This window comes from Lawsonibacter sp. (genome assembly GCF_022777125.1).
In the GTDB taxonomy this organism is placed as follows: Bacteria; Bacillota; Clostridia; order Oscillospirales; family Oscillospiraceae; genus Lawsonibacter_A; species Lawsonibacter_A hominis.
Genome location: NZ_JALFGV010000159.1, coordinates 1 through 24,788, shown reverse-complemented (window position 1 = coordinate 24,788; position 24,788 = coordinate 1). Strand labels below are relative to the sequence as shown.

Genomic DNA, 24,788 nt, shown 5'->3' with positions numbered 1-24,788 from the left:
CGGCCGCATTCGGCGCCAGACGCCCCCCTGCGCCCGCAGGGCGGTCTGTCCCGTACACGTGCACGCTCTCCCCCGCCCCGCCCCCGGGGTTGACCGGATGAGCCGCGGCGTACCCGCCCGGGACGGCGCGGCTCATCCTTTATTGTTTGCGCAGATAGGTGCTCGACAGCAGTTCCGTCCGGTTGGTGACCTGCATCTTCTCATAGATGCGGGCAACATGGTATTTGACCGTGTTGACCGAGATGCCGACCCGCCCGGCGATCTCCTTGTTGGTCAGCCCCTCCGTGATGAGCCGTACGATCTCCAGCTCCCGCTCGCTGAGCAGTCCCTCCAGGTGCCGGGCTTCTCCGCCGCTCTCCCGCATGTTGCAGAATGCGATGGCATAGGGCTCCCCATCCACAACGACCTTTTCCGTGCGGTAGTTCACCCAGGTCTTTCCATGCTCCGGATCGGTGTAAAAAAAGGAACGGGAGCTGCTGTTCTTCCCCCCTTGGCGCAGATCCTGCAGATTGGCCGTCTGGATCTTTTCCAGCAGGACGCCGAAGGCGGCGTCGCTCTTGCCCAGATTGATAAACCGCGCCGACTTGGGATTGACGAAAAGCAGCGTTGGCTTGACCTCCAGGCCGCTGATGCCGATGCCGTCTCCGGCCAGCTCCATGGCCCGCCGGTAAAGCTCCAGCCGGACGGCCGTCTCCGCCAGATCCCGATGGGATTCCAGCAAAACCGCAAGATGGCGCAGCGCCACGCACAGCTTGGCCCCTCCCTCCGGCGTGGGGAGGCGGTCCTCCGGAAAGGCCAGGTACAGCTCCCCCATCAGCTGGCAGCCCCGGGAATAAATCGGATGGCAGACCAGGTAGCACCCCGCCGGGAAACAGGCCTCCCCCGGGGACGCCAGGCGGATTTTTGTCCCATCCCGCACCCAAAAGGCGTCCGGATGGCCGTGGGAGACACAGGTATGCTCCGCCTCCCAGATGACGGAAGCGCGCACAATGCTCGCCTGGACGCTCCGGCGCGGGATCGACAGCGCGGCGGCCGCACAGCCGAAATGATTCAGAACGGCCTGACAGCAGGCCCGTTCGAAGGCCTCGGCCGCACTGCTGGCGGAGATGTGGGCAAAGGCGTCGAAGACCTCCAAATAGGTGGTCAGCGCCAGCGCCCGGGCGGCCTGCTCAAATTCAGAACGATTGGAAACGCCGGTACGCAGCCCTGCAAACGGGGCGTTTTCCGGAAGCGGCGGGCACTCCATCTCCCAGCTCAGGCGGACCAGCCCTTCCCGATCCACCCATCCCCGTCCAAGCGTCTGCCAGGGCGCATCCTCAGACCGGCGGAATTGCAGCAGCCCAGGCTCTCCCGCCGTACAGGCCCCCGGAAGCGCAGGACAGACCTCCACCCCCTCGACCGGCCGTCCGATGGAGTTGATGGGTACGGCGGCGGCATCCCACTCCTCGGGGCACAGTTCGGCGGCATGCAGCGTGAGCCGGGTCACGCTCTCCGGAAACCCGGTATCCTTCTCCACCACACAGTCCGGCTCAAGCAGCCCCTGCATCCGCGCCGCGGTATCCCGGTCAAAGTATGCCTGTCCGATCCGTACCCGGCGCAGCCGGGAAAAGTTGCCAATCAGGAATCTGGAATCCATGCTGACCGCATTGATGATGCTGGGCGTCAGGTAAACGCTGTCCACCGGACGGCCGCTGACGGTCTTGATAAAATCCTTGGGTTCAAAGGACTCCATCGGCAGCAGGGTATCCCCGCAGGCCAGTCCCAGGCAGATCTCCTGTACATAGGTCAGGCAGGGATACGGCACGCACAGCAGCGCGGTGCCCGGCGGATGCCGCAGCGCCCCGCGGCAGTGCGCCAGATAGGCGCCCAGTTCGCCATAGGATACCGTGCGGATCCGCTCGCTCCCCTCATCCAGCAGCGCCGTCACGGGCGCTGCGTCCTCCACCGGATACCGGCCCAGCACCAGCTGTTTGCGGGTTAAGCTCTGGTAGGACAAAAACCGGCGGGAGGCCGGGTAGACCACCACCCGCCGCAGGGGCAGCAGGGGGGACAGCTCCTCCCGGAGTCCCGCCACAACGTCCCGGTCCGCCACCACCAGATCGGGCGCAAACCGCTTCAGCCGCGCCAGCAGGCGCTCCGGCTCCGTCCGCGGACTGACCGGGCAAAAAACGGCGCCGATCTGTGCTGCGGCGAACAAGAGCTCCACATAGGCATGCCCCGCACACCGCAAATAGACGATATGCGCGCCGGGCCCGCAGCCCAGTTCCAGCAGGCTCCGGCTGATGGAATCGATGCGCCGCCGCAGCACAGCGTACGGTATGGGCGGTCCGTCGGACGCGATGGCGATGCGGCTCCCATATTCCGCGCAAATATCCCGCAAAAGCTCCTGTAGCGACATGGGCCCGCCCTCCTTTTTTTCTACTTTAGCACAACCGCTTTGGGATGGCAAGGCGCTTTCCCGTTTTACTTTGCGAAAGTTACTGGAAAGTTACTACCCAAACGGGTGGTTGTCGTTTTTGATAACTCAGCCCTATAATCCAATCACAAGGATAGTGATTTTGTCTATCCCATTTGGTATGGAAGGAAGTGCCTGCGCTTGGAATACACAGTTCTCAGCCCCTGGGCCGCAGCCGAATCCCGGCAGCCCCGCGGGCTCTCGCCCCGGTTGGACACTCTGGCGGGAAAAACCATCGGCCTGTACGCCCACTTCAAGGGACACGCCATCAAGATCCTGGATGAGGTCGCCCGGGAGCTTTCGGCACGTTTTTCCGGCGTGACCTTTACTCATTTTCAATACCTCAAGGAGATTACCGAGCTGATCCAGGACGACGCATATGCGGCGCAGGCCGCAGCATGGGCCTCCGGGGTTGACGCCGTCATCACCGCCTACGGCGACGCCGGGTCTTGTTCCCTATTTTTGGCAAAAAACGCCGCTTTCTTTGAAAAACAGGGCAAACCCACGGTAGACCTTCTCTGCCGGTCCTTTCAAAATTCCTCCAAACGGGGCGCCGCCTCCCAGGGGGTGCCCGGCCTGCGGCTGGTAGAGATGTCCTTTGGCGATCTGTCGGGCGAGAAGGTCATCGACGACGCGCTGCTCGAGCGGGTCGTCCGCCCTGAGGTACGCCGGGTGACCGACCAAATCGCCGCCGCGCTGACGGCCCCGCTCACCGAGGAGGAGGCCCGCCCGACCCGGGCCCGGGATTATTCCAGCTATACCTTTACCGGTACCCTTCAGGAGGTCAACGACCAATTCTACAAGCTGGGCTGGACCACCGGCCTGCCGATCGTCCCTCCCACCCGTGAGGCCGTGGATGAGATGCTGACCGGCACCGATCTGTCCCCCGACACGGTTCTGGGAACGATTCCCCCCATGAACGGCATCGCCACAGTGGAAAAGGTGGCCGTCAATGCGGTCATGGCCGGGTGTCTGCCCACTTATCTGCCGGTCATTCTTGCGGCCGTCCGGGGCATGCTGGCGCCCAACATCCAGCTGTGCGGCTGGACCTGCTCCAACGCCAACTGGATGCCGTTCACCTTTGTCAACGGCAGGGTCGCAAAGGACATCCACCTTCACAGCGGCCGGGCCGTCCTCAGCCCCTATTACAAGCCCAACACCGCCATCCCGCGGGCGCTGGCCTACATCACCATGAATATCGGCGGCGTGCGCCAGGGGATGGAGGACATGTCCGCCATGGGCACGGTGGGGCGCGGCGGCGTATGCATCGCGGAAAACGAAGCGCAGAGCCCCTGGGAACCGCTCCAGACCCGGTACGGCTTTACGGCGGAGGACTCCACCGTTACCATGTTCTGGCCGGCCGATGTGCAGACGCTGGGCGGAGGCGGTCTGGGCGGAGCGTTCACGCCGGAGAGCTTCCTCAAGAGCATGTGCCAGGTCAAGGCCTTCGGCTGGTGGACCGGCGGGGTGTTTATTCTCTCCCCCGAGATTGCCGCCATGTTTGCCCAGGCGGGCTGGACCAAGCAGCGCATTCTGGATTATGTGGTGGAATACAACCGCGTCCCCGCCGACGAGTGGAACCTGCGCTGGCTGGTGGAGAGCAACCATGAGCCCCGCAAGGACGGAGGCATTCCGGTGGAGACGCCCCTGGACGGCAGCTACTCCGCCCGGCGGTTCTGGAACGATGCGCACATGTTCATCGTGGTGGCGGGCGCCCAGTGGGGCGTGGCGGTCACCGGCGGCGGCGATCACGGCGGCCCATCCTGCACCAAAGTGGAGCTGCCAAAAAACTGGGACAGTTTAGTGGCGCGTTATCGGGACATCGTCCCGCGCTATCTGGATTACTAACAAGGAGGGAACGCATTGGAACACAAGGAAATGGAAGCGCTGCTCCAATCCTGCCAAAGGGAGCTGGAGCGTCTTCAGGCGGTCAACGAGATCCAGAAGATCATGGGCCGCTACGAGGTGGTACACAATCCCCTGACGATGTGGCGCACCCCAATCGACTGCTTTGCGCTGACCATGCCGGACGTATCCATGGAGGTATCCGACTGGGGCGTCTGGGTGGGCGCCGAGGCGGTCCAGTATCTGTTCGGCACCGTCATGAAGGAGGAGCCGGTGGGCACCATGTTTATCCACACCCTGGCCACCCCGGTCATCGAGGTGGCGGGAGACGGTCAGACCGCAAAGGGCACCTGGCACTCCCCGGGCTTCGAGACTCAGGTCGACGCGCAGCGCGTCCCGCACGGTTTCTGGTGCTGGGGCAGCTATAGCGTGGATTTCATCAAGGAAAACGGTGCCTGGAAGATCTGGCATATGAAGTGGTGGCGCACCTTCCGCTGCGATTACTACAAGAGCTGGACCGACTGCTGGCAGGACATCATGACCGGCCCCCCGAAACGGCATCAGTTCCAGACGGAGCCCATCACGTTCTTCCACCCCTACGACACGCTCACCGCGCGGGAGCCTTTCCCGGTCAATCCCAAGCCCTACGAGACCTATACGGGTACCATGATGGACTGGGCCATGGGGGAATTTAAGGACGAGTATTTCCCCGGCGACACCGCCACCAGCAAGTTTGAATTTGCCCATGGCAAAAAGCCCGGCGTCATTGAAAACAACCCCTCGGCGGACCTGTGAGCGCCAAATATGCCTGTGTGGGAAATACGGGTATAGACGGTCCCTTCGACTTGACGTACAATAGAAAACGCGACGGATGATTGGAAAGGAGAACAATATGAAAAAGATTCTGAGTTTAGTCCTTGCGCTGGGAATGATCTTTTCCTTAGCCGCATGCAGCGGCGGCAGCGAATCGGGCGGCAGTACCGCTGCAGATGACGGTCAGATTTACGAATTCAAGCTGAGCATTATGAATGCCGACCAGCCCTTTATGGAGGATTTCCCTGCCCTTGTGGAAGAAAAAACCGGCGGCCGCATTCAGATTACCCTCTATGATATGAGCAGCCTTGGTACTGCCGCAGACGCCCTGGCGATGACGCGAAACGGGACGGTCGAGATGTACTTTAATGCCGCGGCCCAGACGGCCGGCGAGTTCCCTGTGGCGGATATCGTACAGGTCCCCTTCCTTGCCTCCAACCCCAGCACGGTCAGTGAAATTATTTATTCTCTCTACTATGAAGGCTATCTGGACGAGTTTAACAACGAGACGGTTCCGCTGATGTTCGCGCCGACCGATATGCAGATGCTGGCGGTCAAGAACAGCAAAATCGAGAGCATGGGCTCTTTCAATGGGTTAAAGCTGCGGGCGGTCTCCGGTATCGCGGTGGATATGCTTGAGTCTTTCGGCTCTTCTGCTGTGGCAATGCCGATGTCCGACGTGTACCTGTCCCTGGACCGCGGCATTGTTGACGGGGCCATGACCAGCCCCCATCTGATGCAGGTCAATGCGCTGTATGACGTCTTGGACTACATCATGGAATACCCCGTCCATGGCGGCCTGCTGTTTTTGGCTATGAACGAGGATGCGTACAACAGCCTTCCGGACAGTCTGAAGCTCTCGCTCATGGAAGCCTGCGAAGAGCAGCGTTACCGTGTCATCAACAAAGTACAGCAGACCTATTCCGACGGCATCGAGGCCTGCGTGGCAGGCGGTATGGAGCTGTACTCCATTACGCCGGAGTTCCAGCAGGAGCTGCAGGACGCTGTGGCGCCCCTGCGTGAACAATTTGTGACAGGCCTGAACTCCGCCGGTCACGACGGTACTGCAATCATGGATCTGACCGAACGGGTCATCGAGCGCTGCGAATACAACCTTAAATAAGTCCCGACATGCCGATATGGGCCTCGGCCATTCATATCCGAACGGCCGGGGCCCCATTTAGGAGACATGCTATGAAAAAAATGTTGATTATGGCGGCAAAGGCCGTACATATGGTTAGCAATCTGTTTGCCTGGATCTCCGCAGCGGTCCTCTTCTTTATGGCATCGGTCAGCTTTGTGGATGTAATCGGCCGCTATTTTTTCCACCATCCTTTAACGGGCGCCCAAGAGATTATTGAGGTTTCCATGTCGATTTTTGTGTATACCGGCCTGGCCCTGGCCATCAAGCTGCGCCGCTGTATCGCGGTTCCGGTCATCGTGGAGCGGCTTTCGCCCCGTATCCAGCTTCTGGTGACCGCTGTTGGAAATGCACTTTGCTGCGGAATGAGCGGTCTGTTGATCTGGCAGCTGGCGCTCTCCTCCGCAAAGCAGCTGGCCCGTTCCAGTGTGGGAACGCCTGTGCTCAAGATCCCTTACGGCCCCTTTTATGCGATCGCTCTGGTCGGATATGTTCTTATTGCCTTAGAGCTGCTGATCCTAGTCATAACCGACCTGCACGATTTCATCTGCTGGAATAGCACGCGTAATGCCGGCGTTACCGGAGAGGAGGGAACTGAGACGTGCAAATGACGACGATCGCCGGTATCGTGGGTATCTTATTGATGCTCATTTTGATGTTTGCCGGCGTAAACCTCGCCTTCTCCTTCTTTATTTCCGGCTTTATCGGCGTGGTCATGATCTTGGGATTTGGCGGCGGTCTGACTTATCTGCAGACGATTCCGGTTACAACCGCCATGTCTTACTCCCTCGCAGTCTTGCCCATGTTTATGCTGATGGGTGATTTTGCGGTAATGGGAGCACTGACTACGGACGCATACGGTGCTGCCCGCAAGTGGTTTGGGCGCCTGCCCGGCGGCTTGGCCATCACAAGCACTGTGGCCAGTGCGATTTTTGGAGCTATCTGTGGTTCCGGGCAAGCGACGGCAATGGTCATGAGTCAAGTCGCATGGCCTGAAATGAAGCGGTATGGCTATGAGCCCAAGCTGGGTCTGTGTTCCATTGCCGCCGCCGGCCCTCTCGCGATTCTGATTCCGCCCAGTACGCCGATCATCATTTACGGCATCCTGGCCCAGACCTCCGTTGGCAAGCTCTTTATGGCCGGATGGCTGCCTGGAATCCTTTTGACCCTCCTGCTGTGTATCACCACGGCCGTTTTAGTCAAACTCAGACCCGCTTGGGCCCCGCGCGCAGAGAAGACGACTCTGACGGAAAAGCTTCGTTCCTTAAAAGCCGCTTGGCCGATCCTTCTTTTGGTCGTCTTTATCATGGTGTGCATCTGGGGCGGCATTACCACGGTGAATGAGGCGGCCGGCATCAGTGTTATCGTCTGCCTTATTATCGTGATCTGCAAGCACCGCGCCGGAGGAAAAAAGATCCTGCAGACGTTAAAGGAGAGCGCCGTACAGGCCTCCGGCCTGTTCTTCATGTTTATCGGCATTCAGCTGTTTAATGCTTTCATGGGGCTGTCCAAGCTCCCCGCCATGCTCTCCTCCTGGGTCACCGGCCTGGCGCTCCCCCCCATGGCCATCATATGGGTCATCGTAATCATCTATCTGGTCCTGGGCTGCTTTATCGACACCCCTGTCATCATGATGCTTACCATTCCACTGTTTGCGCCTGCGGTCTCCGCGCTCGGGTTCGACCTGGTCTGGTTCGGCATTCTGTCTACCATGTGCGTGGCGCTGGGCTCCATTACTCCGCCCGTCGGCATCTGTCTGTTCGTCATCGGGGCCAGAGTAAAGGAAGTACCGCTGATCACATTGATGAAGGGTATCTGGCCCTATGTCATCGCTACCTTTGCGGCCACGGTTTTGGTCATGTATATCCCCCAGCTTTCTCTGCTTCTGCCCAGTCTAATGTCCTAGCTCGCTCTTATAAGGGCCGGGCGGCGGCCGGAACGGCTGCCGCCCGGCCCTATCCATACGGACTGAAAAAGGATGTGTTATTAGGTTCGTTCTGCCGCCCCCCCTTCAGCTTCCCCCCTTGAGCGACGCCGAGACACGCAAGCCGTATTCCAAATACTACTATGAAGGGGCCAAGTCTCCCGCACCGGAAACCATGGCCCAGATCGTCTGGGGTGCGCCGATGGATCCCGCCGACGCCTTGCTGCCCGACCAGGTGGACGCACTTTTGGAGCCGGGTTACCTGCCCCGCGAGAGCGGTTACTGCGTACTGCCCAACGGGGTGGGGTATGCCGCAGCACTGACCAAAATGCCCGGCGTGACCCCTCAGGCAAATAACTGGTGGGGGCCTTGGCACGAGCAGGAAGATCTGCGCTATAAGCTTTGGTGCCCCGGAAGCCACATCCGTGTGGGCCCTTCCTGGGCCCAGGAAAATGTAGGCATGGGTCTGGAGGATTTCTATTTTGTGGGGCGGATGAATCCGGCGCTCTTTGGGTTTGATCTCCGGCGCGTGGCACAGCAAGACGACATCGTTCTTATCCGAGGCTCCAACGGCCTGATCAAACCGGCCGACGGTTCCCCCGCTGACCGGCCGCTTCCTGTTGTCGTTATGCATTATGTCCGGAAGACGCCGGAGGGAATTGAGTACCGCTCCCGCTTTTGGGTAGGGCTCCATTTTCTCAACGGTAAACCTGTCGTTCTCCTAAAAGCAGGGGAGCGTATTTCAGAAGAACGTGCGTACGGCCTTGCCAATCATTGTGCCCATGAGATGGCTACCCTGGCCTATTTACTGCCGCGGCTCTATCCTGAATTCGGCGGGACAGAGCGGTAGCCGTCAGAGCCATGGCCCGCCCGTCCTGGCATCTCTCCAGGAATGCCCTCTGTTCTTCCTTTTTGAAAACGAGCGTACTGCTATACTGACGCCGACCGGCTATGGCCTGCGCTTTACGGCTGGGGGGCGCGCCGGATCAGCTGCGCCCTGCCCTGTTCCCGCTCCTGCCGGTCCTCCCCGCGGACCTTCTTCGGAGCAAGAGGCTCCATAATCCTCCGGCCGTTTCCTCCCCTTTTTCCGCGGTTTCTCTTGGCAGATTCTCCCGTTTGTGCTATGCTAGGGCTAAGGAAGGGAGGTCTGCCCCATGATGAAAAACGAGGCCTTTGTTCATCTGACCGATGCCCTGCCCCCCGATATTGCCCGCCGGAAGGCCATGGGTGACCTGGAGGGGGCCAAACGTCTGATCGACCTGCGTCTGTCCGCCGCCGGGCAGCCCGAGCTGGCGGAGCGCCTGATGGTAGAACGGCTGCGGTTGGAACGTCTGCCCCGCGACTACCCCTACGACCGTGCCCAGGCCCTGGCCATGATCCGCGCCGAATGGCCCGGCTGCTCCGAGGAACAATTTGACGGGTTGGTGGATGCCGGACGCATTGACTGGCGTATGATCGGCTCCGTTCCCCACTATCACGAGCGGTTTTTGGAGTCTTTGCGCCTCTACCCCGCCCAGGCCCCCGGCCTGCATCAGGAGCACACGGACCAGACGGAGCGGGAGCTGACGCTGGAGCGGCTGCGCGATGCGGGCGCTCTTACCGCGCGCATCACGCTGCGCGCCGGTATCCGTGCCCGGATCGATCCGGCGGGACGGGAGGTCCAGGCGTGGCTGCCCATTCCCGCCGCCTGCCCCCAGCAGAGTGAGATCCAGATCCTGGACGCCACACCCGGCGGGGTGTGCGCCCCGGAGGACGCGCCGCAGCGTACGATCTGGTGGAAGAGCCGCGGACGTGACTCCTTTACGGTCACCTACCGGTATCTCTACCGGGCGGTTTACATCGATCCCCTGACCATCCGTCCCAGCCGGGTCCAACCCTCCTTCGACCTGGAGGAGCAGTGGCCCCATGTGGTCTTTACCCCCTACCTGCGCGCGCTGGCCGAGCGCCTGACGGACGGCCTGTCCTCCCCTGTTGAAAAGGCCAGGTCTCTCTACGACTATGTAACGGGCTATGTCGACTACCGCTATCAGCCCGCCTACCTGCAGCTGGACGACATCGCCGACACCTGCGCCCGGGAACTGCGGGGGGACTGCGGCGTGTTCGCTCTGCTGTTCATCACCCTGTGCCGCATCGTGGGCATCCCCGCCCGGTGGCAGAGCGGCCTTGCGGTCCGCCCCGACTCCGTCGGCCCCCACGACTGGGCCATGTTCTTTATCGCCCCCCACGGCTGGCTGTGGGCCGACTGCTCCTACGGCTCCTCCGCCCGCCGTCAGGGCCAGGCGCAGCGCCGCCGGCACTATTTCGGCAATCTGGACCCCTGGCGGATGGTGGCCAACAGCGAGTTTTACGCCCCCCTCACCCCGCCCATGCCCGGCTGGCGGCAGGACCCCTATGACAATCAGCGGGGGGAATTGATGGTAGACGGACGCGGCCTGGACGACCCGGAGCGCGAGTGTACCCAGGAGCTGCTGTCGTTTGAACTGCTGTGACCAGACGGTCCCGCCCGATCCATCGTTTCCCCACGGGAACGCCCCGCAGCGGGCGCCCCAATGCGGTTTTTTCCCCTTGGAGGCACGCTTACGCGGCCATGCAGATTGCATGGCCGCGTTTTTTCGCGCCAAAATTTTACTTGACACTTCCCGGAAACCTGCTGCAATATCGCTTAAATTATTTTAGTTAAATTATTTAGTAAATAATTTTAATTAAAATAATTTATATTTTTAGAACTGGTTTTCAAAACAGAACGGAGCTTTTCCCTATGTTTGAGCAGATACGTAATATCATCGCGGAGACGCTGAGCTGCGATCTGGAGGCCGTCACCCCCGAGGCGGACCTGGCGGAAGACCTGGAGGCGGACTCCCTGGACGCCGTGGAGCTGAACATGGCCATCGAGGAGGCCCTGGGCGTGTCCATCCCCGACGAGGAGCTGAAAAATGTGAAGACCGTGGGCGATATCGTCCGTTATCTGGGGGCCCACCAGAAGTAAGCCATGGACATGCAGCAAGTGTTCGCCCTGATGGAGCGTTTTGCCGCCTCCCCCCTGACCGGGCTGGAGGTAGCGCTGGAAGGAGGGCGCGTCAAGCTGGAAAAGAGCGCCGGTGCAGGCCCCGCTTCCGCCGCGCCCGCGTCCTCTGCTCCGCTACAGACCCAGCTTCATGCGCCCGCTCCGGCGCCGGAGCTCTCCGGATGCCTGATCACCGCCCCGCTGGTCGGCACCTTTTACGCCGCCCCCGCGCCGGGGGAGGCTCCCTTCGCCCCGGTGGGCGCATCCGTGCGCAAGGGCGGGACCGTATGCGTGCTGGAGGCCATGAAGATGATGAGCCAGGTGCCCGCGCCCTTCGATTGCGTCATTGAGGAAGTCCTGCGGAAGGACGGGGAGCTGGCGGAGTTCGGCGCCCCCCTGTTCCGCGTCCGGGAGCTTTGAGATGTTCCGGCGGGTACTCATCGCCAACCGGGGCGAAATCGCGGTGCGGATCATCCGGACCTGCCGGGAGCTGGACATCGAGACGGTGGCCGTCCATTCCACCGCCGACGCCGGGGCGCTGCACGTACAGCTGGCCACTCAGTCGGTGTGCGTGGGCCCGCCCCGCGCTGCGGAGAGCTACCTGAACCTGTCCGCCCTCCTCACCGCAGCCCTGGAGACCGGCTGCGACGCGGTCCACCCGGGCTACGGCTTTCTGTCGGAGAACCCGGAGTTTGCCGACCTCTGCGCCAAGTGCGACCTGTGCTTTATCGGCCCGCCCGGGGATGTGATCCGTCAGATGGGCAGCAAGGCCGCCGCGCGGACGCTGATGCGGCAAAGCGGCGTGCCGGTCGTCCCCGGTTCGGACGGACCGGTGGCCGACGCCGCCCAGGCCGCCGCGGCCGACGCCGCAGTGGGTTATCCCGTGCTGGTAAAGGCCTCTGCCGGAGGGGGCGGCCGCGGGATGCGGCGGTTGGATTCCCCGGAGCAGATGGACGCGCTCTTTGCCGCCGCCCGGGGCGAGGCCGAGGCCTGCTTCGGCGACGGCGCGCTGTATGTGGAAAAGCTGATCCAGGCGCCCCGGCACATCGAGTTCCAGATCCTGGCCGACGCCCACGGAAATGTGGTGCATCTGGGGGAGCGGGACTGTTCCATCCAGCGAAAAAATCAAAAACTCATCGAGGAGTCCCCCTCCCGCGCGCTGGACGAGGCCCTGCGCCGGAGCATGGGCGCGGCCGCCGTGGCCGCCGCCGTGGCCGCCGGCTACCGCAGCGCCGGGACGGTGGAGTTTGTCCTGGACCGGACGGGCCATTTTTATTTTATCGAGATGAATACCCGCATCCAGGTGGAGCACCCGGTGACCGAGGCCGTCACGGGCGTGGATCTGGTGCAGGAGCAGCTGCGCATCGCCGCAGGGCTGCCGCTGAGCGCGACCCAGGAGCAGCTCAGGCCCTCCGGCCACGCCATGGAGTGCCGCATCAACGCCGAGGACCCCCGCCGGAACTTTGCGCCCGCGCCGGGGCGCACCGCGTTCCTCCACCTGCCCGGCGGTCCCGGCGTGCGGGTGGACACCGCCCTCTTCCCCGGCTATGACCTGCCCCCCCCCATTACGACTCCCTGGCGGCCAAGCTCATCGTCTACGCCCCCACCCGGCTGGAGTGCATCCGCCGGATGCGCCGGGCGCTGGAGGAGCTGGTCATTGGGGGCTACCCCGCCACTGCCGACCTGGCCCACCTGATCCTCCACCACCCGAAGTTTGTGAAGGGAACTTACGATACCGGCTTTCTGGAACAGCACATGGACGAACTGCTGGCCTGGGCGGGCGGATAAGCCCCGCCCAGGCGGCGCCGTTGAACTGCCGCTGTTTTGCAGTCCGTTTGGAGGTAACCCATGGAACAACCCAATTTCAGCCAGCGCCGCGCCCGTCTGATCCAGCTCAAGCAGCGGCGGGAGGGCAAGGAGCGGGACGTGCCCCGCCGCAAGCCCTCCAAGGCGGTGTTCGGCAAATGTCCCGCCTGCGGCGGGGTCACGCCCAAGAGCGTGCTGGTCCGCTCGCTGTACGTCTGCCCCGCCTGCGGGTACCACCACCCCATCGGGGCCTATCTGCGTTTGAGCCTGCTGCTGGACCCCCACAGCTTCCAGGAGCTGGACGAAAAGCTGACCGCCGCCAATCCTCTGGACTTTCCCGGTTATGAGGAGAAGCTCCGCGCCGCCCGCCGCTCCACCGGCCTTGCGGAGGCGCTGGTCACCGCCCGCGGAATGATCGACGGCCGCAGCGTGGTGGCCGCCGTGCTGGACAGTCAGTTTCTGATGGGCAGCATGGGCGCGGCGGTGGTGGAAAAGCTTACCCGCGCCGTCGAGTACGCCGGGCGCACCCGCCGCCCCCTCATCATCTGCTCCGCCAGCGGCGGGGCCCGGATGCAGAAGGGCATCGTGTCCCTGATGCAGATGGCCAAGACCTCCGCGGCCCTGGCCCGGTTTTCTCAGGCGGGCGGGCTGTACATTTCCATCCTCACCCACCCCACCACCAGCGGCGTGACCGCCTCCTTTGCCTCCCTGGGGGACTACACCCTGGCCGAGCCGGGGGCGCTGATCGGTTTTGCCGGTCCCCGGGTGATCCAGCAGACCATTGGTCAGACCCTGCCCGAGGGCTTCCAGCGTTCGGAATACCTGCAGGAGCACGGCTTTTTGGACCAGATCGTCCCCCGCGCCCAGCTGCGGGCGGCCCTTGCCCGGCTGCTGCGCCTGCATGGAAAGGAGGCGCGCGCCCATGGCGGATAAAACGCCCGCGCAGCGGGTCGCGCTGGCCCGCCATGCGGGGCGGCCCGGCACGGCGGACTACATCGCCGCGCTGTTCACCGACTTTTTTGAATGCCGGGAGGACGCCAGCATTCTGGGCGGCGTGGCCCTGTACCACGGCCGTCCCGTCACGGTAGTGGGCCACCGCAAGGGCCGCGACCTGAGCGAAAACCTGAAATGCAACTTCGGCATGCCCGGCCCGGAGGGCTACCGGAAGGCCCGGCGGCTCTTCCGCCAGGCGGAAAAATTCGGGCGGCCGGTCATCACCTTTGTGGATACTCCCGGAGCTTACCCCGGCCTGGAGGCCGAGGCCCGGGGCCAGGGGGAGGCCATCGCCTCCTGCCTGTCCCTGCTCTCCACGCTGGAGGTGCCGGTCCTCTGCGTCATTACCGGGGAGGGGGGCAGCGGCGGCGCGCTGGCCCTCGCCGTGGCCAACCGGGTACTGATGCTGGAAAACGCGGTCTACTCCGTCCTCTCGCCGGAGGGCTTTGCCTCCATCCTGTGGAAGGACGCCGGGCGCAGCGGAGAGGCCGCCGAGGTAATGAAGCTCACGGCTGCCGACCTTTTGTCGCTGGGCGTGATCCACGAGATCCTCCCCGAACCCGAGGGGGGCGCCCATCTGGACCCGGCCGCCGCGTTTGCCACGGTGGACCGCGCCCTCTCCCGGCACCTGCGTCAGGTGGAGCGGGAAGGGCATTTCGCCGCCCGGCGCTATGAAACATTCCGGAGGATCGGATCATGAAGGGCCTTCGCATCTGCGCGACCGGCCGGGCGCTGCCCCGGCAGATCGTCACCAATGACGCGCTCTCCCGCCGGGTGGATACCAGCGACGCCTGGATCGCCTCCCGCACCGGCATCCGGGAGCGGCGCTTCTGCTGCGGGGAGGAGACGGCGGCCTCCCTGGCCGCGGACGCTGCCCGGCTGGCGCTGGAGCGGGCCGGAGCGGACCCCGGACAGCTGTGCGCCTGTATCACCGCCACCGTCACGCCCGACTACGCCTCCCCCTCGGTCTCCTGCCTGGTCCAGCAGCGGCTGGGCCTGCCGGAGGAACTGGCCTGCTTTGACCTGAGCGCGGGCTGCACCGGCTTTATTTACGCGCTGCAGGCGGCCCGGGGGCTGCTGCTGCAGGACGCGCGCCCCTACGCGCTGGTCATCGGGGCCGAGCAGCTCAGCCGCATTACGGACTTCACCGACCGGAACACCTGCGTCCTTTTCGGCGACGGAGCCGGGGCGGCGGTGGTCACCCTGGATCAGGTCCCCTACGCCTGCACCCTGGGCAGCCGGGGCGACGCGGCCCCGCTGTGGATCGAAGGCCCCGGACCGGCGCACCCCGTCATCCACATGGACGGCCAGGCTGTGTTCCGCTTCGCCGTGGAGGCCCTGCCCCGCTGCGTGCGCACCCTGCTGGAGCAGTCCGCCCTGCGTGGGGAGGAGATTGACTGGTTTGTGCCCCACCAGGCCAACGCCCGCATCGTCTCCGCCGCCGCCCGGCGGCTGGGCCTTCCGCTGGAGCGGTTTTATCAGAACATGGACCGCTACGGCAACACCTCCGCGGCCAGCATCCCCATCGCCCTGGACGAGATGGCCCAGGCGGGCCTGCTGCGCGCCGGGCAGAAGGTGATCTGCGCGGGCTTCGGCGCGGGGCTCACCTGGGGCGGGGTCCTGCTGACGTTCTAAAGCGGCGGCTTTTCGGGGGCCGTTTGTCTTATGCCGCGGGCCGCCCTGGCGCTATTCCGCGCGTGTCTGCGCGCGGATTCTTGTGAGGCTGACAATGAACTTAAACGAACTTTTGGGGACGGAATTTCCCCTGATCCAGGGCGGCATGGCCAACATTGCCACCGCCCCCTTCGCCGCCGCCGTCTCCAACGCCGGCGGCATGGGTCTGATCGGCGGCGGCGGCATGGACGCCGACGCCTTTCGGGCGCAGATCCGTCTCTGCCGCCGCCTGACCGACCAGCCCTTCGGCGTGAACATCATGCTCATGCACCCCCAGGCCGGGGCCATGGCCCAGATCGCCGCGGAGGAGCACGTAGGCTTCATCACCACCGGGGCGGGCAACCCCGCCCCCTATCTTCCCCTGTGGAAGCAGGCCGGGGCCAAGGTCTTCCCCGTGGTGGCGGCGGTGGCGCTGGCCAAGCTGGTGGAGCGGGCCGGGGCGAACGGCGTCATTGCCGAGGGCACCGAGTCCGGCGGCCACGTAGGCGAGGCCGCCACCATGGCTCTGGTGCCCCAGGTGTGCGACGCGGTGTCCATCCCCGTGGTGGCCGCCGGCGGCATTGCGGACGCCGCCAGCTGCTGGCCGCCTTCGCCCTGGGCGCCTGCGGCGCTCAGCTGGGCACCTGCCTGCTGGTCAGCGCGGAGTGCCCTATCCACGCCAACTACAAGCAGGCCCTGCTCAAGGCCCGGGACAGCTCCACCACCGTGACCGGGCGCATTGGGGGCACGCCCGTGCGTCTTTTGAAAAACCAGATGGCACGGGACTATCTGGCCCGGGAAAAGGCCGGCGCCGGCACGGAAGAGCTGGAGCGGTTCACGCTGGGCAGCCTGCGCCGGGCGGTCTTCGACGGGGACACCCGCACCGGCAGCCTCATGGCGGGGCAGGTGGCGGGCATGCTCCGGGAGATCCGCCCCCTGCGCGCCATTTTCGAAGACCTGTGGCACGGCTGCCGGGAGCGGCTGTCCGCGCTGGAGCAGGAGGTGCGCTGAGATGAAGCTGGCTTTTCTCTACGCCGGCCAGGGCAGCCAGCACGCGGGCATGGGGGCCGACCTGTATGCGGCCTACCCCGCGTTCCGGGCGGTATTCGACGCCGCTCCGGCAGACCTTGCGTTAAAGGAGCTGTGCTTTTTCGGGCCGGAGGAACGGCTGGGGCAGACCCAGCACACCCAGCCCTGCATGGTGGCCTTTGCCGCGGGGATGACCGCTCTGCTCCGGGAGAGGGGCATCCGTCCGGATTACGCCGCGGGCCTGAGTCTGGGCGAATATTCCGCCCTCCACGCCGCCGGGGTGTTTGACGCCCAGACCGCCATCGGTCTGGTCCGCTTCCGGGGCCGGGCCATGGAGCAGGCGGCCCGGGGCCGCCCGGGGACCATGGCGGCCGTGCTCAAGCTGGACCGTTCCGCTCTGCAGCAGGTCTGCGCGGCGGCCCAGGCCTGCGGCACGGTATCCATCGCCAACTACAACTGTCCCGGCCAGTTGGTCATCGGCGGGGACGCGGCGGCGGTGGAACGGGCCTGCGTGCTGGCCCTGCAGGCCGGAGCCAGGCGCTGCCAGCCGCTGCGGGTCTCGGGCGCATTTCACACCTCCCTGATGGCCCCCGCGGGGGACGCGCTGCGGGAACGGTTTCGCTCCCTCCGCTTCGGCCCCATGGCGTTTCCGGTGCTCTTCAATTGTACCGGCGACTGTCTCCGCCCCGGCCAAAGCATTCCCGACCTGCTGGAGCGGCAGGTGCAGAGCAGCGTCTACCTGGAGGACACCATCCGCCGTCTGGAGGCGCTGGGGGTGGACACCGTCCTGGAGATCGGCCCCGGCCGGGTCCTCTCCGGCTTTGTGAAAAAGGCCGCCCCCTCCATCCGCACGCTGGCGGTGGAGACGGCGGACGAACTGGAGGCGGCGGTGGCCGCCCTGAAAGGAGCATCCACATGCGTTTAACCGGGAAAACCGCGCTGGTCACCGGCGGCAGCCGCGGCATCGGGCGGGCCATCTGTCTGGAGCTGGCCCGGCAGGGGGCCAGCGTGGCCGTCAACTATTCCGGCAGCGCCGGCGCCGCCGAACAAACGGTCCAGGCATGCCGCGCCGTGGGCGCGCAGGCCTTCGCCCTTCAGGCCGACGTGGCCAGCTCCGCCGCCTGTCAGGCTATGCTGCAGGCGGTGCTGGAGCGCTTCGGCCGGTTGGACATTCTGGTCTGCAACGCCGGAGTGGCCCGGGACGAGCTGATGCTGCGCCTGCGGGAGGAGGACTTCGACACGGTGATAAACACCAACCTGAAGGGCGCCTTCCTCTGCATGAAGGCCGCCTGCCGCCCCATGGTAAAGCAGCGCTGCGGCCGCATCGTGGCGGTCAGCAGCGTGGTGGGGCTGCGGGGCAACCCCGGCCAGACCAACTACGCCGCCAGCAAGGCGGGCCTCATCGGCCTGGGCAAATCGCTTGCAAAGGAGCTGGCCAGCCGGAACGTCACGGTCAATCTGGTGGCCCCCGGCCTGATCGACACAGATATGACCGCCGCGCTGCCCGAAGTGGCCCGGGCCGCCCTGCTCGCCTCCATTCCCATGGGCCGTATGGGCGCGGCAGAGGACGTAGCCAGGGCCGTGGCCTTTCTGGCCAGCGACGAGGCGGCCTACATCACCGGGCAGGTCCTCTGCGTGGACGGTGGCATGGCCGTTTAAGGCACACGCCGCGCGCCTTGGGCGCGCAGCCGACAGGCTCTTCGGCAGGCCGCCGGGGAGCCGTCTGAAAAGGAGATTGACTATGGAAAAACGACGGGTCGTGATCACCGGCGCGGGGGCGCTGACCCCCATCGGCCGCAATGCCCCGGAGAGCTGGGCCGCCGCCCGTGCCGGCGTATGCGGCGTGTCCCCCATCACCCTGTATGACGCCGGCGGACAGAAGGTCCGCCTGGCCGCCGAGGTCAAGCATTTTGTCCCCGAAGACTGCATCGACAAACGGGACGTCCGCAAGCTGGACCGCTTTGCCCAGTTTGCCCTGGCCGCCGCCGCCGAGGCCATGACCGCCAGCGGCCTGAACGCGGAGCGGGAGGACCCGGCCCGCTGCGGTGTGCTGGTCTCCAGCGGCATCGGCGGTCTGTCCACCCTGGAGCGGGAAATCCAAAAGGGCGCGGAAAAGGGCTTCGAGCGCATTTCCCCCTTCTACATCCCCATGACCATCACCAATCTGGCGGCGGGGCACATCGCCATCCGGTACGGCTTTCAGGGCATGTGCGCCTGTCCGGCGGCCGCCTGCGCGGGCGGCTCCAACGCCGTGGGCGACGCCTTCCGCCACATTCGGGACGGCTATGCCGAGGTGATGCTCTGCGGCGGAGCGGAGGCGGCTATCACTCCCTCCGGCATCGGCGGCTTCACCTCCATGCATGCGCTGACCCTCTGCCCCGACCCGGAGCGTGCCTCGATCCCCTTCGACGCGGAGCGCTCCGGCTTCGTGATGGGAGAGGGGGCGGGCATCCTGCTGTTGGAGGAGCTCTCCCATGCACAGCGGCGCGGGGCCGATATCCTGGCCGAGGTGGTCGGATACGGCGCCACCTGTGACGCACACCACATCACAGCCCCCGCCCCGGGCGGAGCGGGAGCCGCCGCCTGCATGCGCGCCGCCCTGGCGGATGCCGGGATCGCTCCGGAGCAGGTGGGCTATCTCAACGCACACGGCACCTCCACCCCGCTCAACGACGCCTGCGAGACCGCCGCTATCAAAGCCGCCTTCGGCCCTCACGCCCGGCGCCTAGCCATCAGCTCCACCAAATCCATGACCGGCCATCTGCTGGGGGCCTCCGGCGCCGTGGAGGCGCTCTTTACCGCCCTGGCCCTGCGGGACGGCTTCCTCCCCCCCACCATCCACTATCAGAAGCCCGACCCGGCCTGCGATCTGGACGTAGTGCCAAACGCCGGACGGGCGGCCGGGGTGGAATACGCCATGTCCAACTCGCTGGGGTTCGGCGGCCACAACGTCAGCCTGCTGCTGCGGCGCTGGGAGGGATGCGCATGGAACTGAACACGGTCCAGATCATGGACATCCTGCCCCACCGGCCGCCCTTTCTGCTGGTGGACCGCATCACCGATTACGAACCCGGCGTGTGGGCAAGGGGGTACAAATGCGTCGCCCTGGACGAGCCCTTTTTTGCCGGGCACTTCCCCGGCCGCCCGATCCTGCCGGGGGTGCTCATTCTGGAGGCTCTGGCCCAGACCGGCGCGGTGGCCGCCCTGTCTCTGCCGGAAAACCGGGGAAAGCTGGCGTTCTTCGGCGGAGTAAAGCGCTGCCGCTTCCGGCGGCAGGTGGTCCCCGGCGACGTGCTGGAGCTCTCCTGCACGCTGGTGGAGCAGCGGGGCGGCGTGGGCTTCGGCAAGGCGGAGGCCAGGGTGGCGGGCAAGCTTGCCTGTCAGGCGGAGCTGACCTTTGCCGTCGGCTGACTTGCCGGATGGGCCGCAATCTGCTATACTGTGCTGGAACGAAGCAGATCAGAGGAGTGTGGCATATGCTGGAGGCAGCCTTCAACCAGGTATACACCAAGTTCAAGCTGCATTTTTACCGGGCGGTCTTCGCCCGCTTTCAGAAGCGGGAGGCCAGCCTCACCACGGTGGAGACCTTCTGCATGGAGATCATCATGGCCCTGGGCAAGCCCACCATCAACGAATTCTCCCGCTTTGTGGCGATCTCGCCCCCAAACGCCGCCTATAAGGTCAACAGTCTGATCCAGAAGGGGTATGTCCGCAAGGTCCAGTCCCCCGACGACAAGCGCGAGTACCATCTGGAAGTCACCCAAAAGTATATCGACTACTACAACATCAGTTACCGATATCTGAACACGGTGATGGGCCGGATCCAGGAGCGTTTTTCTCCCGAGGAAGCCGCCAAGCTGGAGGAGATGCTCACCATCGTCTCGGCGGAACTGATGCCCGAGATCCCCCTCCCCCCCGCCGCTGCGGAATAGCGCATAACGCAGCCGCCCGCCTTCCGTTGGAAGGCGGGCGGCTGTTTCTGTTTTGATTCCGGAGACCGGTCTGCTTACGCTTCCAGGAAGCGCATGAGGATGACGGCCATTTCGGCGCGGGAGGCGGTGCCGGCGGGGTCCAGCAGACCGCCGGTCTTACCGGTGATGATCCCCTCGCCCGCGGCCCACTGCATGGCGGGAATGGCCCACTCGCTGATCTCCTGGGCGTCATTGTAACTGAGGATGTTGGTATCCGCGCCGATGCTCACGTCGTCCCCCCTGCTCTGCGCATAGCGGTAGAGCATGGTGGCCAGCTGCTCGCGGGTGATGGCGCCGCCGGGGTTGGTGCCGTCGGACACGCCCGCGGTCTTGGCCCATTCCATCCCCTTCTCGTACCACACGCTGCCGCCGGTGGTATCTTCGCCGGCCTGACGGGCCAGCACGGTCATCAGCATGCCGCGGGTGGTGGTAGCGGCCGGCGCGAAGGTGGTGGCGGAGGTGCCCGTCATCAGGCCGTTGGCCACCGCGTAGCGGATGCCCTCTGCGGCCCAATAGCCGGCGCTCACGTCGGAGAAGCCCTTGGGCGCGGGCTGGTCCAGGGCGGCCGCGGTCAGGGCGGCCCCGGTCAGGCTCTTGGCATAGATGGCGTTGGTGACGAACTGATAGTCGTCCTGCTGGTGCGCGCGGTTATTGGTGGAGTTGGCAAAGACGGTGATGTCCATGCCCGAGCGCTCGATGGCGAAGGCCTCCACATAGCCATCCAGGGGGGTACCGTCCTCATTGAGGCAGCAGCCGGCAAGGAAGGCGTCCTGATCGGCAGCCTTGATGAGCACCTGCGCGCCCTCGGGTACGGAGGTGATCACGCCGCAGTTGTAGGTATAGATGACATTGTCCGCATCCTTGACCTGGCTGGCGGTGATCAGGCTGGCGGTGGGATACTCCACCGTGTGCAGGGCCTCCATGCCCAGGCTGGCATACTCCAGATCGGTGATCAGGTTTTCCTGGATGTACTTCAGGGGGCTGGTGCCGGTGGCGATGTAGGGGACCCCCGCCTTGACGGCGGCCACGGCGGCCGCACCGCTCTCTCCCTGATTCAGGGCCACGTTGCCCACGATCACGTCCGCCTGGGCCGGCTCGTCGGTAATGGTAAAGCCCAGCTGCTTGTCATAGGCCATCACATCGTAGTTGGAGGTGCCGTTCTGGTGGACGTTGCGGTAATTGATGAATCCGTAGCCGTCCGAGAACCACTGCGCATAATAGCCCTCGGTGATCTGATAGCCGGAGAACGCATCATAGCGTCCGGCCAGGAAAACGGTGGGCTTCGAAATGGCATAGGCCACGGGCAGCTCACTGACGGCGGTGCCGGTGAGGACGAACTCGTCCTTCACGGAGGCAAAGACCGCGTTGCTGACCAGGAAGTCGCCCTGATACGCGCCCTCGGTGATCATACCGACGGTCTTGCCCTCGTCCAGCAGGGCGTTAACGGCGCGGACGGCCTCGGCGCCGTTGTTGGACAGGACCACAGCCGCGCCGGAGCCGGAGAGCAGGCTCTCGCCGGCAAAGTCGGTGAGCACGTCGGAAAGCTTGCCGCTGAACGCGCCCACGGTGGCGACGGGGACGCAGTCAAAGCCGCGCATCTCGGGGAAGTTGGAGACAGACTCGGAATACAGGTCGGGGAAGCCGGAGCTGGAGGCGTCGGCGCCCTGCCACAGCACCGTGTTGGCATAGTTGCGCTTGGCCTGGTACATATCCACCACAAGAGACCCGGCCTTGTAAGTGGTGCCGCCCACGGTGACGTCGGCGGTCAGCCTGCGCACCTCAACGCCGTTACGGGTCAAAAAGCCGCCCATGGCCCAGGCGTCGGCAGTGTCGCGCTGGCTCTCGGCATCCACGGGGATGACGTAATACTCGGGGAAGTATTTGCCGTTCTCGGCGTAGGGCACGCGCCAGGTGTCGCTCTCCAGGGTATTGTTGCTCATGTCCACGTACCACTTTTCCATGTCGGCACGGTGGTCCTCGTTCTCCACGCCGCGGCGGAAGAACTCCAGCTGGTTGCGGTAGATGTCGTCCTTATGCTCCATCACATAGTCGATCATGCCGTACAGGCCGTACTCCAGAACGCGGGTGCTGGCCTCGTTGGAGCAGGGGATCTCAACCGTGTAGCCCATGGCGCCGCAGTTGAGCATGGCATAGCTGGGGCCGTAGTTGGTGCACAGATCGTCCCAGGCGCTCCAGCCCACGCCGGGCGTAAAGTCGTCGCGCAGGGGGGTGTAGTAGGACTGGAACTTATAGTCATAGGAGCCGTCGGCGGACATGCTGCCCAGGGAAGCCCTGCCCCAGGCCTCGGCGCCCCTCAGGAAGTTCTCCACCAGGATGTCATACTCCATATTGGGCTCATGGGGAGGCGTGCAGGGCTCGATCAGGTACTCTTCCATGTAGCCGTGCAGTTCGGCAAAGACCACGGGATTCCACTTGTTGACCACCTGGTAGAGGTAATAGGTCTCGTTCTGGGTCTGGTTGGATGCGTCGCGGTTCAGATCGAAGCCGTTGCCGTTGCGGCGGGAGTTGTAGGTGCGGCCGTCGGCATTCTCGTTGGGGACACAGACAAAGATGATGTTATCCAGGATCTCGTCCACATCCACCACGATCTCATCGCTGATGGTATAGTATTCGCTGGCGTCCTCTTTGCCGGTATTGTGGCCGGTTTCCTCACTGCCGCTGATCCGGTGGGAGCCCAGGCCGGTGAAGCCGTCGATGGCAGCCACCTTGGGGTCAAACAGGGAGGTGTCCACCTCGCCCTCCAGCAGGCCGGTGAGGGTCCAGTAGCTGATGGTGTCCTCTGTGGCCAGCGTGCGCAGCAGGTTGACATGGGCGTCTGCGCCGGGGTTTTCGTCCGGGTGCACGTTGTTGATCAGGAAGGGGATGCGGTAATCCTTGCCGCCCAGCTTGCCCTCCTTGATTTTCGCCTGCAGGGCGGCGGGATCGGTCTCGGCAATCGCGTTTGTAGACATAAAGTCCGATACAGATTTCTCGCTGTCGGACAGGTAGGCATAAATCAGGGGATAGCCGCCTTCCGACTCACCGTAAATCTCAATGCCCAGATAGCGGCCGTTCTCTTCCGCCAGTTTCTGGATCTCCTTCAGTGTCTCATAGGATTCGTAATAATGCAGATAACTGGCGTACATTCTGACGTCCATCACGGTGCTGGCCAGCACTTTTCCGTCAACACTGGCCGCCAGATCATAGTCGCCGGTGAAGCTCATATACACGTTGCGGTTCGATACGCCGTTCCCGCCCAGGGCGTTGGCGCCCTCTTTGTTCACCACAAAGGCGTTGTTGGTGAAGGTCAGGGTGACGGTGACCTTGCCATCGGCGGAGACGGCAACCGGCTCGCCCACTTCAAAGTAGCCGGCGCCGTCGGTACCGTTGGTGCCCCACGACTGCCAGTCCTTCAGCTCGTCGCCGGTGTAGCAGTAGGGGTAGAGCGCAGGGTCCTGCTCGCTCTTGTCCCGGCTCAGGGTCCAGGTAAGGCCCTCGGCCCAGGCCTGAACATCGCCGCTCACCTGGCTGGCAGGAACGGTCAGCTTGGCGGTAAAGGACTGTCCTTCCTCAGACAGGTAGATGCTGCTCCCGGATACCTCCAGCGAAGCGGTCTCGGCAGCGGAGGTGGGCAGCATCAGCAGGGACGCCAGCATCGCCAGCACCAGCAGCAGGGACACTCCCCGCACGCGCTTGGAGCACTTGGTCTTTTGAGTCATTCTTCCTTCCTCCTTATGAATGATGATACCATCCTGATGCAACCTGCTTTCCTTCTGCTTCCACCTCCTGCACGAGAAGTCGGGCGATAAACAAGGGCGCTGAGAACCAACCTCTCAGCGCCCTTGCCGTACCCGTCCCGCCGTTGAATCTTCAGCAATTCTGCGCCGGATCGTTCCCGTATTTGGTAATTTAAAAATACCATGTGGTAAAATTTTTGTCAAGCAGGTAAAACCGCGATTTTCTGCGCCTTCGCCGCGGCAACGATTGTGGAGTATAAGGATCGCTTTTGCCAATTTCGCAACTTTCTACCCGTTTTCTTTCATTTTGTCTCCTTTTTCCTCCGCCGCCCGTTCCAGGGCGGCCTGGACGGTCCCGGATCGCTCCCGCCGGTTGTTCCGCGCCAGAATGGCCGCCATCTGGCTGCCCGCCTGCTC

19 protein-coding genes and 2 pseudogenes are annotated in these 24,788 nt (G+C 64.1%); 19 read left to right on the top strand and 2 right to left on the bottom strand.

Features of this window, described 5'->3' with window-relative positions; genetic code table 11:
- Window positions 1-139 precede the first annotated feature (139 nt).
- Window positions 140-2,398, bottom strand: coding sequence for a LuxR C-terminal-related transcriptional regulator (locus MR825_RS13110; protein WP_186907494.1), 2,259 nt, complete (start codon window positions 2,396-2,398; stop codon window positions 140-142).
- 198 nt (window positions 2,399-2,596) lie between these two features.
- Here MR825_RS13110 and MR825_RS13105 point away from each other — a divergent pair, with 198 nt between their 5' ends.
- The 19 genes and pseudogenes from MR825_RS13105 to MR825_RS13015 all read left to right on the top strand — a co-directional run bounded on the left by MR825_RS13105 (window position 2,597) and on the right by MR825_RS13015 (window position 20,595).
- The gene (locus MR825_RS13105) at window positions 2,597-4,303 is read left to right on the top strand and encodes a UGSC family (seleno)protein (RefSeq protein ID WP_186907493.1); all 1,707 of its coding nucleotides are present in this window, start codon (window positions 2,597-2,599) and stop codon (window positions 4,301-4,303) included.
- 15 nt (window positions 4,304-4,318) lie between these two features.
- Entirely contained in the window at window positions 4,319-5,095 is a 777-nt protein-coding gene (locus MR825_RS13100) for a nuclear transport factor 2 family protein (RefSeq protein WP_186907492.1), read from the top strand.
- A 97-nt stretch (window positions 5,096-5,192) separates the two neighbouring features.
- Entirely contained in the window at window positions 5,193-6,236 is a 1,044-nt protein-coding gene (gene dctP / locus MR825_RS13095; protein WP_287881112.1) for a TRAP transporter substrate-binding protein DctP, read from the top strand.
- 71 nt (window positions 6,237-6,307) lie between these two features.
- Window positions 6,308-6,865: a TRAP transporter small permease gene (locus MR825_RS13090; protein WP_186907490.1), complete on the top strand. Its 558-nt coding sequence runs from the start codon at window positions 6,308-6,310 to the stop codon at window positions 6,863-6,865.
- Window positions 6,862-8,160 carry a TRAP transporter large permease gene (locus MR825_RS13085; RefSeq protein ID WP_243204743.1) on the top strand — a complete coding sequence of 433 codons (1,299 nt, stop codon included), beginning with the start codon at window positions 6,862-6,864 and terminating at the stop codon, window positions 8,158-8,160. Before MR825_RS13090 ends, MR825_RS13085 begins: the two co-directional genes overlap by 4 nt.
- 118 nt (window positions 8,161-8,278) lie before the next feature.
- Complete coding sequence (locus MR825_RS13080) at window positions 8,279-9,028, top strand: DAPG hydrolase family protein (RefSeq protein ID WP_287881111.1); 750 nt, start codon at window positions 8,279-8,281, stop codon at window positions 9,026-9,028.
- A 304-nt stretch (window positions 9,029-9,332) separates the two neighbouring features.
- On the top strand, window positions 9,333-10,667 hold the full coding sequence (locus MR825_RS13075; protein ID WP_287881110.1) for a transglutaminase-like domain-containing protein: 1,335 nt from the start codon (window positions 9,333-9,335) through the stop codon (window positions 10,665-10,667).
- A gap of 269 nt (window positions 10,668-10,936) precedes the next feature.
- Window positions 10,937-11,164, top strand: a complete 228-nt coding sequence (gene acpP / locus MR825_RS13070) for an acyl carrier protein (protein ID WP_287881109.1) — start codon at window positions 10,937-10,939, stop codon at window positions 11,162-11,164.
- A 3-nt stretch (window positions 11,165-11,167) separates the two neighbouring features.
- Window positions 11,168-11,602, top strand: a complete 435-nt coding sequence (locus MR825_RS13065; RefSeq protein ID WP_287881108.1) for an acetyl-CoA carboxylase biotin carboxyl carrier protein — start codon at window positions 11,168-11,170, stop codon at window positions 11,600-11,602.
- 1 nt (window position 11,603) lies between these two features.
- Window positions 11,604-12,970: pseudogene (accC, locus tag MR825_RS13060) on the top strand (acetyl-CoA carboxylase biotin carboxylase subunit).
- Window positions 12,971-13,030: 60 nt separating this feature from the next.
- Complete coding sequence (gene accD, locus MR825_RS13055; protein ID WP_287881107.1) at window positions 13,031-13,921, top strand: acetyl-CoA carboxylase, carboxyltransferase subunit beta; 891 nt, start codon at window positions 13,031-13,033, stop codon at window positions 13,919-13,921.
- The gene (accA, locus tag MR825_RS13050) at window positions 13,911-14,681 is read left to right on the top strand and encodes an acetyl-CoA carboxylase carboxyl transferase subunit alpha (protein ID WP_287881106.1); all 771 of its coding nucleotides are present in this window, start codon (window positions 13,911-13,913) and stop codon (window positions 14,679-14,681) included. The genes accD and accA overlap by 11 nt, the downstream gene beginning before the upstream one ends.
- Complete coding sequence (locus MR825_RS13045; protein WP_287881105.1) at window positions 14,678-15,616, top strand: beta-ketoacyl-ACP synthase III; 939 nt, start codon at window positions 14,678-14,680, stop codon at window positions 15,614-15,616. Before accA ends, MR825_RS13045 begins: the two co-directional genes overlap by 4 nt.
- A 94-nt stretch (window positions 15,617-15,710) precedes the next feature.
- Window positions 15,711-16,645 (top strand): annotated as a pseudogene (locus tag MR825_RS13040) (nitronate monooxygenase).
- 1 nt (window position 16,646) lies between these two features.
- The gene (gene fabD, locus MR825_RS13035; RefSeq protein WP_186907480.1) at window positions 16,647-17,588 is read left to right on the top strand and encodes an ACP S-malonyltransferase; all 942 of its coding nucleotides are present in this window, start codon (window positions 16,647-16,649) and stop codon (window positions 17,586-17,588) included.
- Window positions 17,579-18,322 (top strand): 3-oxoacyl-[acyl-carrier-protein] reductase, encoded by a 744-nt coding sequence (fabG, locus tag MR825_RS13030; protein WP_186907479.1) that lies wholly within the window; start codon window positions 17,579-17,581, stop codon window positions 18,320-18,322. The genes fabD and fabG overlap by 10 nt, the downstream gene beginning before the upstream one ends.
- An 82-nt stretch (window positions 18,323-18,404) precedes the next feature.
- A complete protein-coding gene (fabF, locus tag MR825_RS13025) occupies window positions 18,405-19,658 on the top strand; it encodes a beta-ketoacyl-ACP synthase II (protein WP_287881104.1) in 1,254 nt (417 codons plus the stop codon).
- Window positions 19,649-20,074 carry a 3-hydroxyacyl-ACP dehydratase FabZ gene (gene fabZ, locus MR825_RS13020; RefSeq protein WP_186907477.1) on the top strand — a complete coding sequence of 142 codons (426 nt, stop codon included), beginning with the start codon at window positions 19,649-19,651 and terminating at the stop codon, window positions 20,072-20,074. Before fabF ends, fabZ begins: the two co-directional genes overlap by 10 nt.
- Before the next feature lie 65 nt (window positions 20,075-20,139).
- Complete coding sequence (locus MR825_RS13015; RefSeq protein ID WP_256176158.1) at window positions 20,140-20,595, top strand: MarR family winged helix-turn-helix transcriptional regulator; 456 nt, start codon at window positions 20,140-20,142, stop codon at window positions 20,593-20,595.
- 74 nt (window positions 20,596-20,669) lie between these two features.
- On the opposite strand, the gene MR825_RS13010 is transcribed toward MR825_RS13015, so the two are convergent.
- Window positions 20,670-24,353 (bottom strand): S-layer homology domain-containing protein, encoded by a 3,684-nt coding sequence (locus tag MR825_RS13010; RefSeq protein WP_287881103.1) that lies wholly within the window; start codon window positions 24,351-24,353, stop codon window positions 20,670-20,672.
- Window positions 24,354-24,788 lie beyond the last annotated feature (435 nt).

Excerpts from the sequence above, each read along its gene's own strand:
- MR825_RS13045 (WP_287881105.1), top strand. The coding sequence starts at position 14,678 with ATGAAGGGCCTTCGCATCTGCGCGACCGGCCGGGCGCTGCCCCGGCAG.
- acpP (WP_287881109.1), top strand. The coding sequence starts at position 10,937 with ATGTTTGAGCAGATACGTAATATCATCGCGGAGACGCTGAGCTGCGAT.
- MR825_RS13010 (WP_287881103.1), bottom strand. The coding sequence starts at position 24,353 with ATGACTCAAAAGACCAAGTGCTCCAAGCGCGTGCGGGGAGTGTCCCTG.
- dctP (WP_287881112.1), top strand. The coding sequence starts at position 5,193 with ATGAAAAAGATTCTGAGTTTAGTCCTTGCGCTGGGAATGATCTTTTCC.
- fabF (WP_287881104.1), top strand. The coding sequence starts at position 18,405 with ATGGAAAAACGACGGGTCGTGATCACCGGCGCGGGGGCGCTGACCCCC.
- MR825_RS13085 (WP_243204743.1), top strand. The coding sequence starts at position 6,862 with ATGACGACGATCGCCGGTATCGTGGGTATCTTATTGATGCTCATTTTG.
- MR825_RS13110 (WP_186907494.1), bottom strand. The coding sequence starts at position 2,398 with ATGTCGCTACAGGAGCTTTTGCGGGATATTTGCGCGGAATATGGGAGC.
- fabZ (WP_186907477.1), top strand. The coding sequence starts at position 19,649 with ATGGAACTGAACACGGTCCAGATCATGGACATCCTGCCCCACCGGCCG.
- MR825_RS13075 (WP_287881110.1), top strand. The coding sequence starts at position 9,333 with ATGATGAAAAACGAGGCCTTTGTTCATCTGACCGATGCCCTGCCCCCC.
- MR825_RS13065 (WP_287881108.1), top strand. The coding sequence starts at position 11,168 with ATGGACATGCAGCAAGTGTTCGCCCTGATGGAGCGTTTTGCCGCCTCC.
- accD (WP_287881107.1), top strand. The coding sequence starts at position 13,031 with ATGGAACAACCCAATTTCAGCCAGCGCCGCGCCCGTCTGATCCAGCTC.
- MR825_RS13090 (WP_186907490.1), top strand. The coding sequence starts at position 6,308 with ATGAAAAAAATGTTGATTATGGCGGCAAAGGCCGTACATATGGTTAGC.
- MR825_RS13015 (WP_256176158.1), top strand. The coding sequence starts at position 20,140 with ATGCTGGAGGCAGCCTTCAACCAGGTATACACCAAGTTCAAGCTGCAT.
- fabD (WP_186907480.1), top strand. The coding sequence starts at position 16,647 with ATGAAGCTGGCTTTTCTCTACGCCGGCCAGGGCAGCCAGCACGCGGGC.
- fabG (WP_186907479.1), top strand. The coding sequence starts at position 17,579 with ATGCGTTTAACCGGGAAAACCGCGCTGGTCACCGGCGGCAGCCGCGGC.
- accA (WP_287881106.1), top strand. The coding sequence starts at position 13,911 with ATGGCGGATAAAACGCCCGCGCAGCGGGTCGCGCTGGCCCGCCATGCG.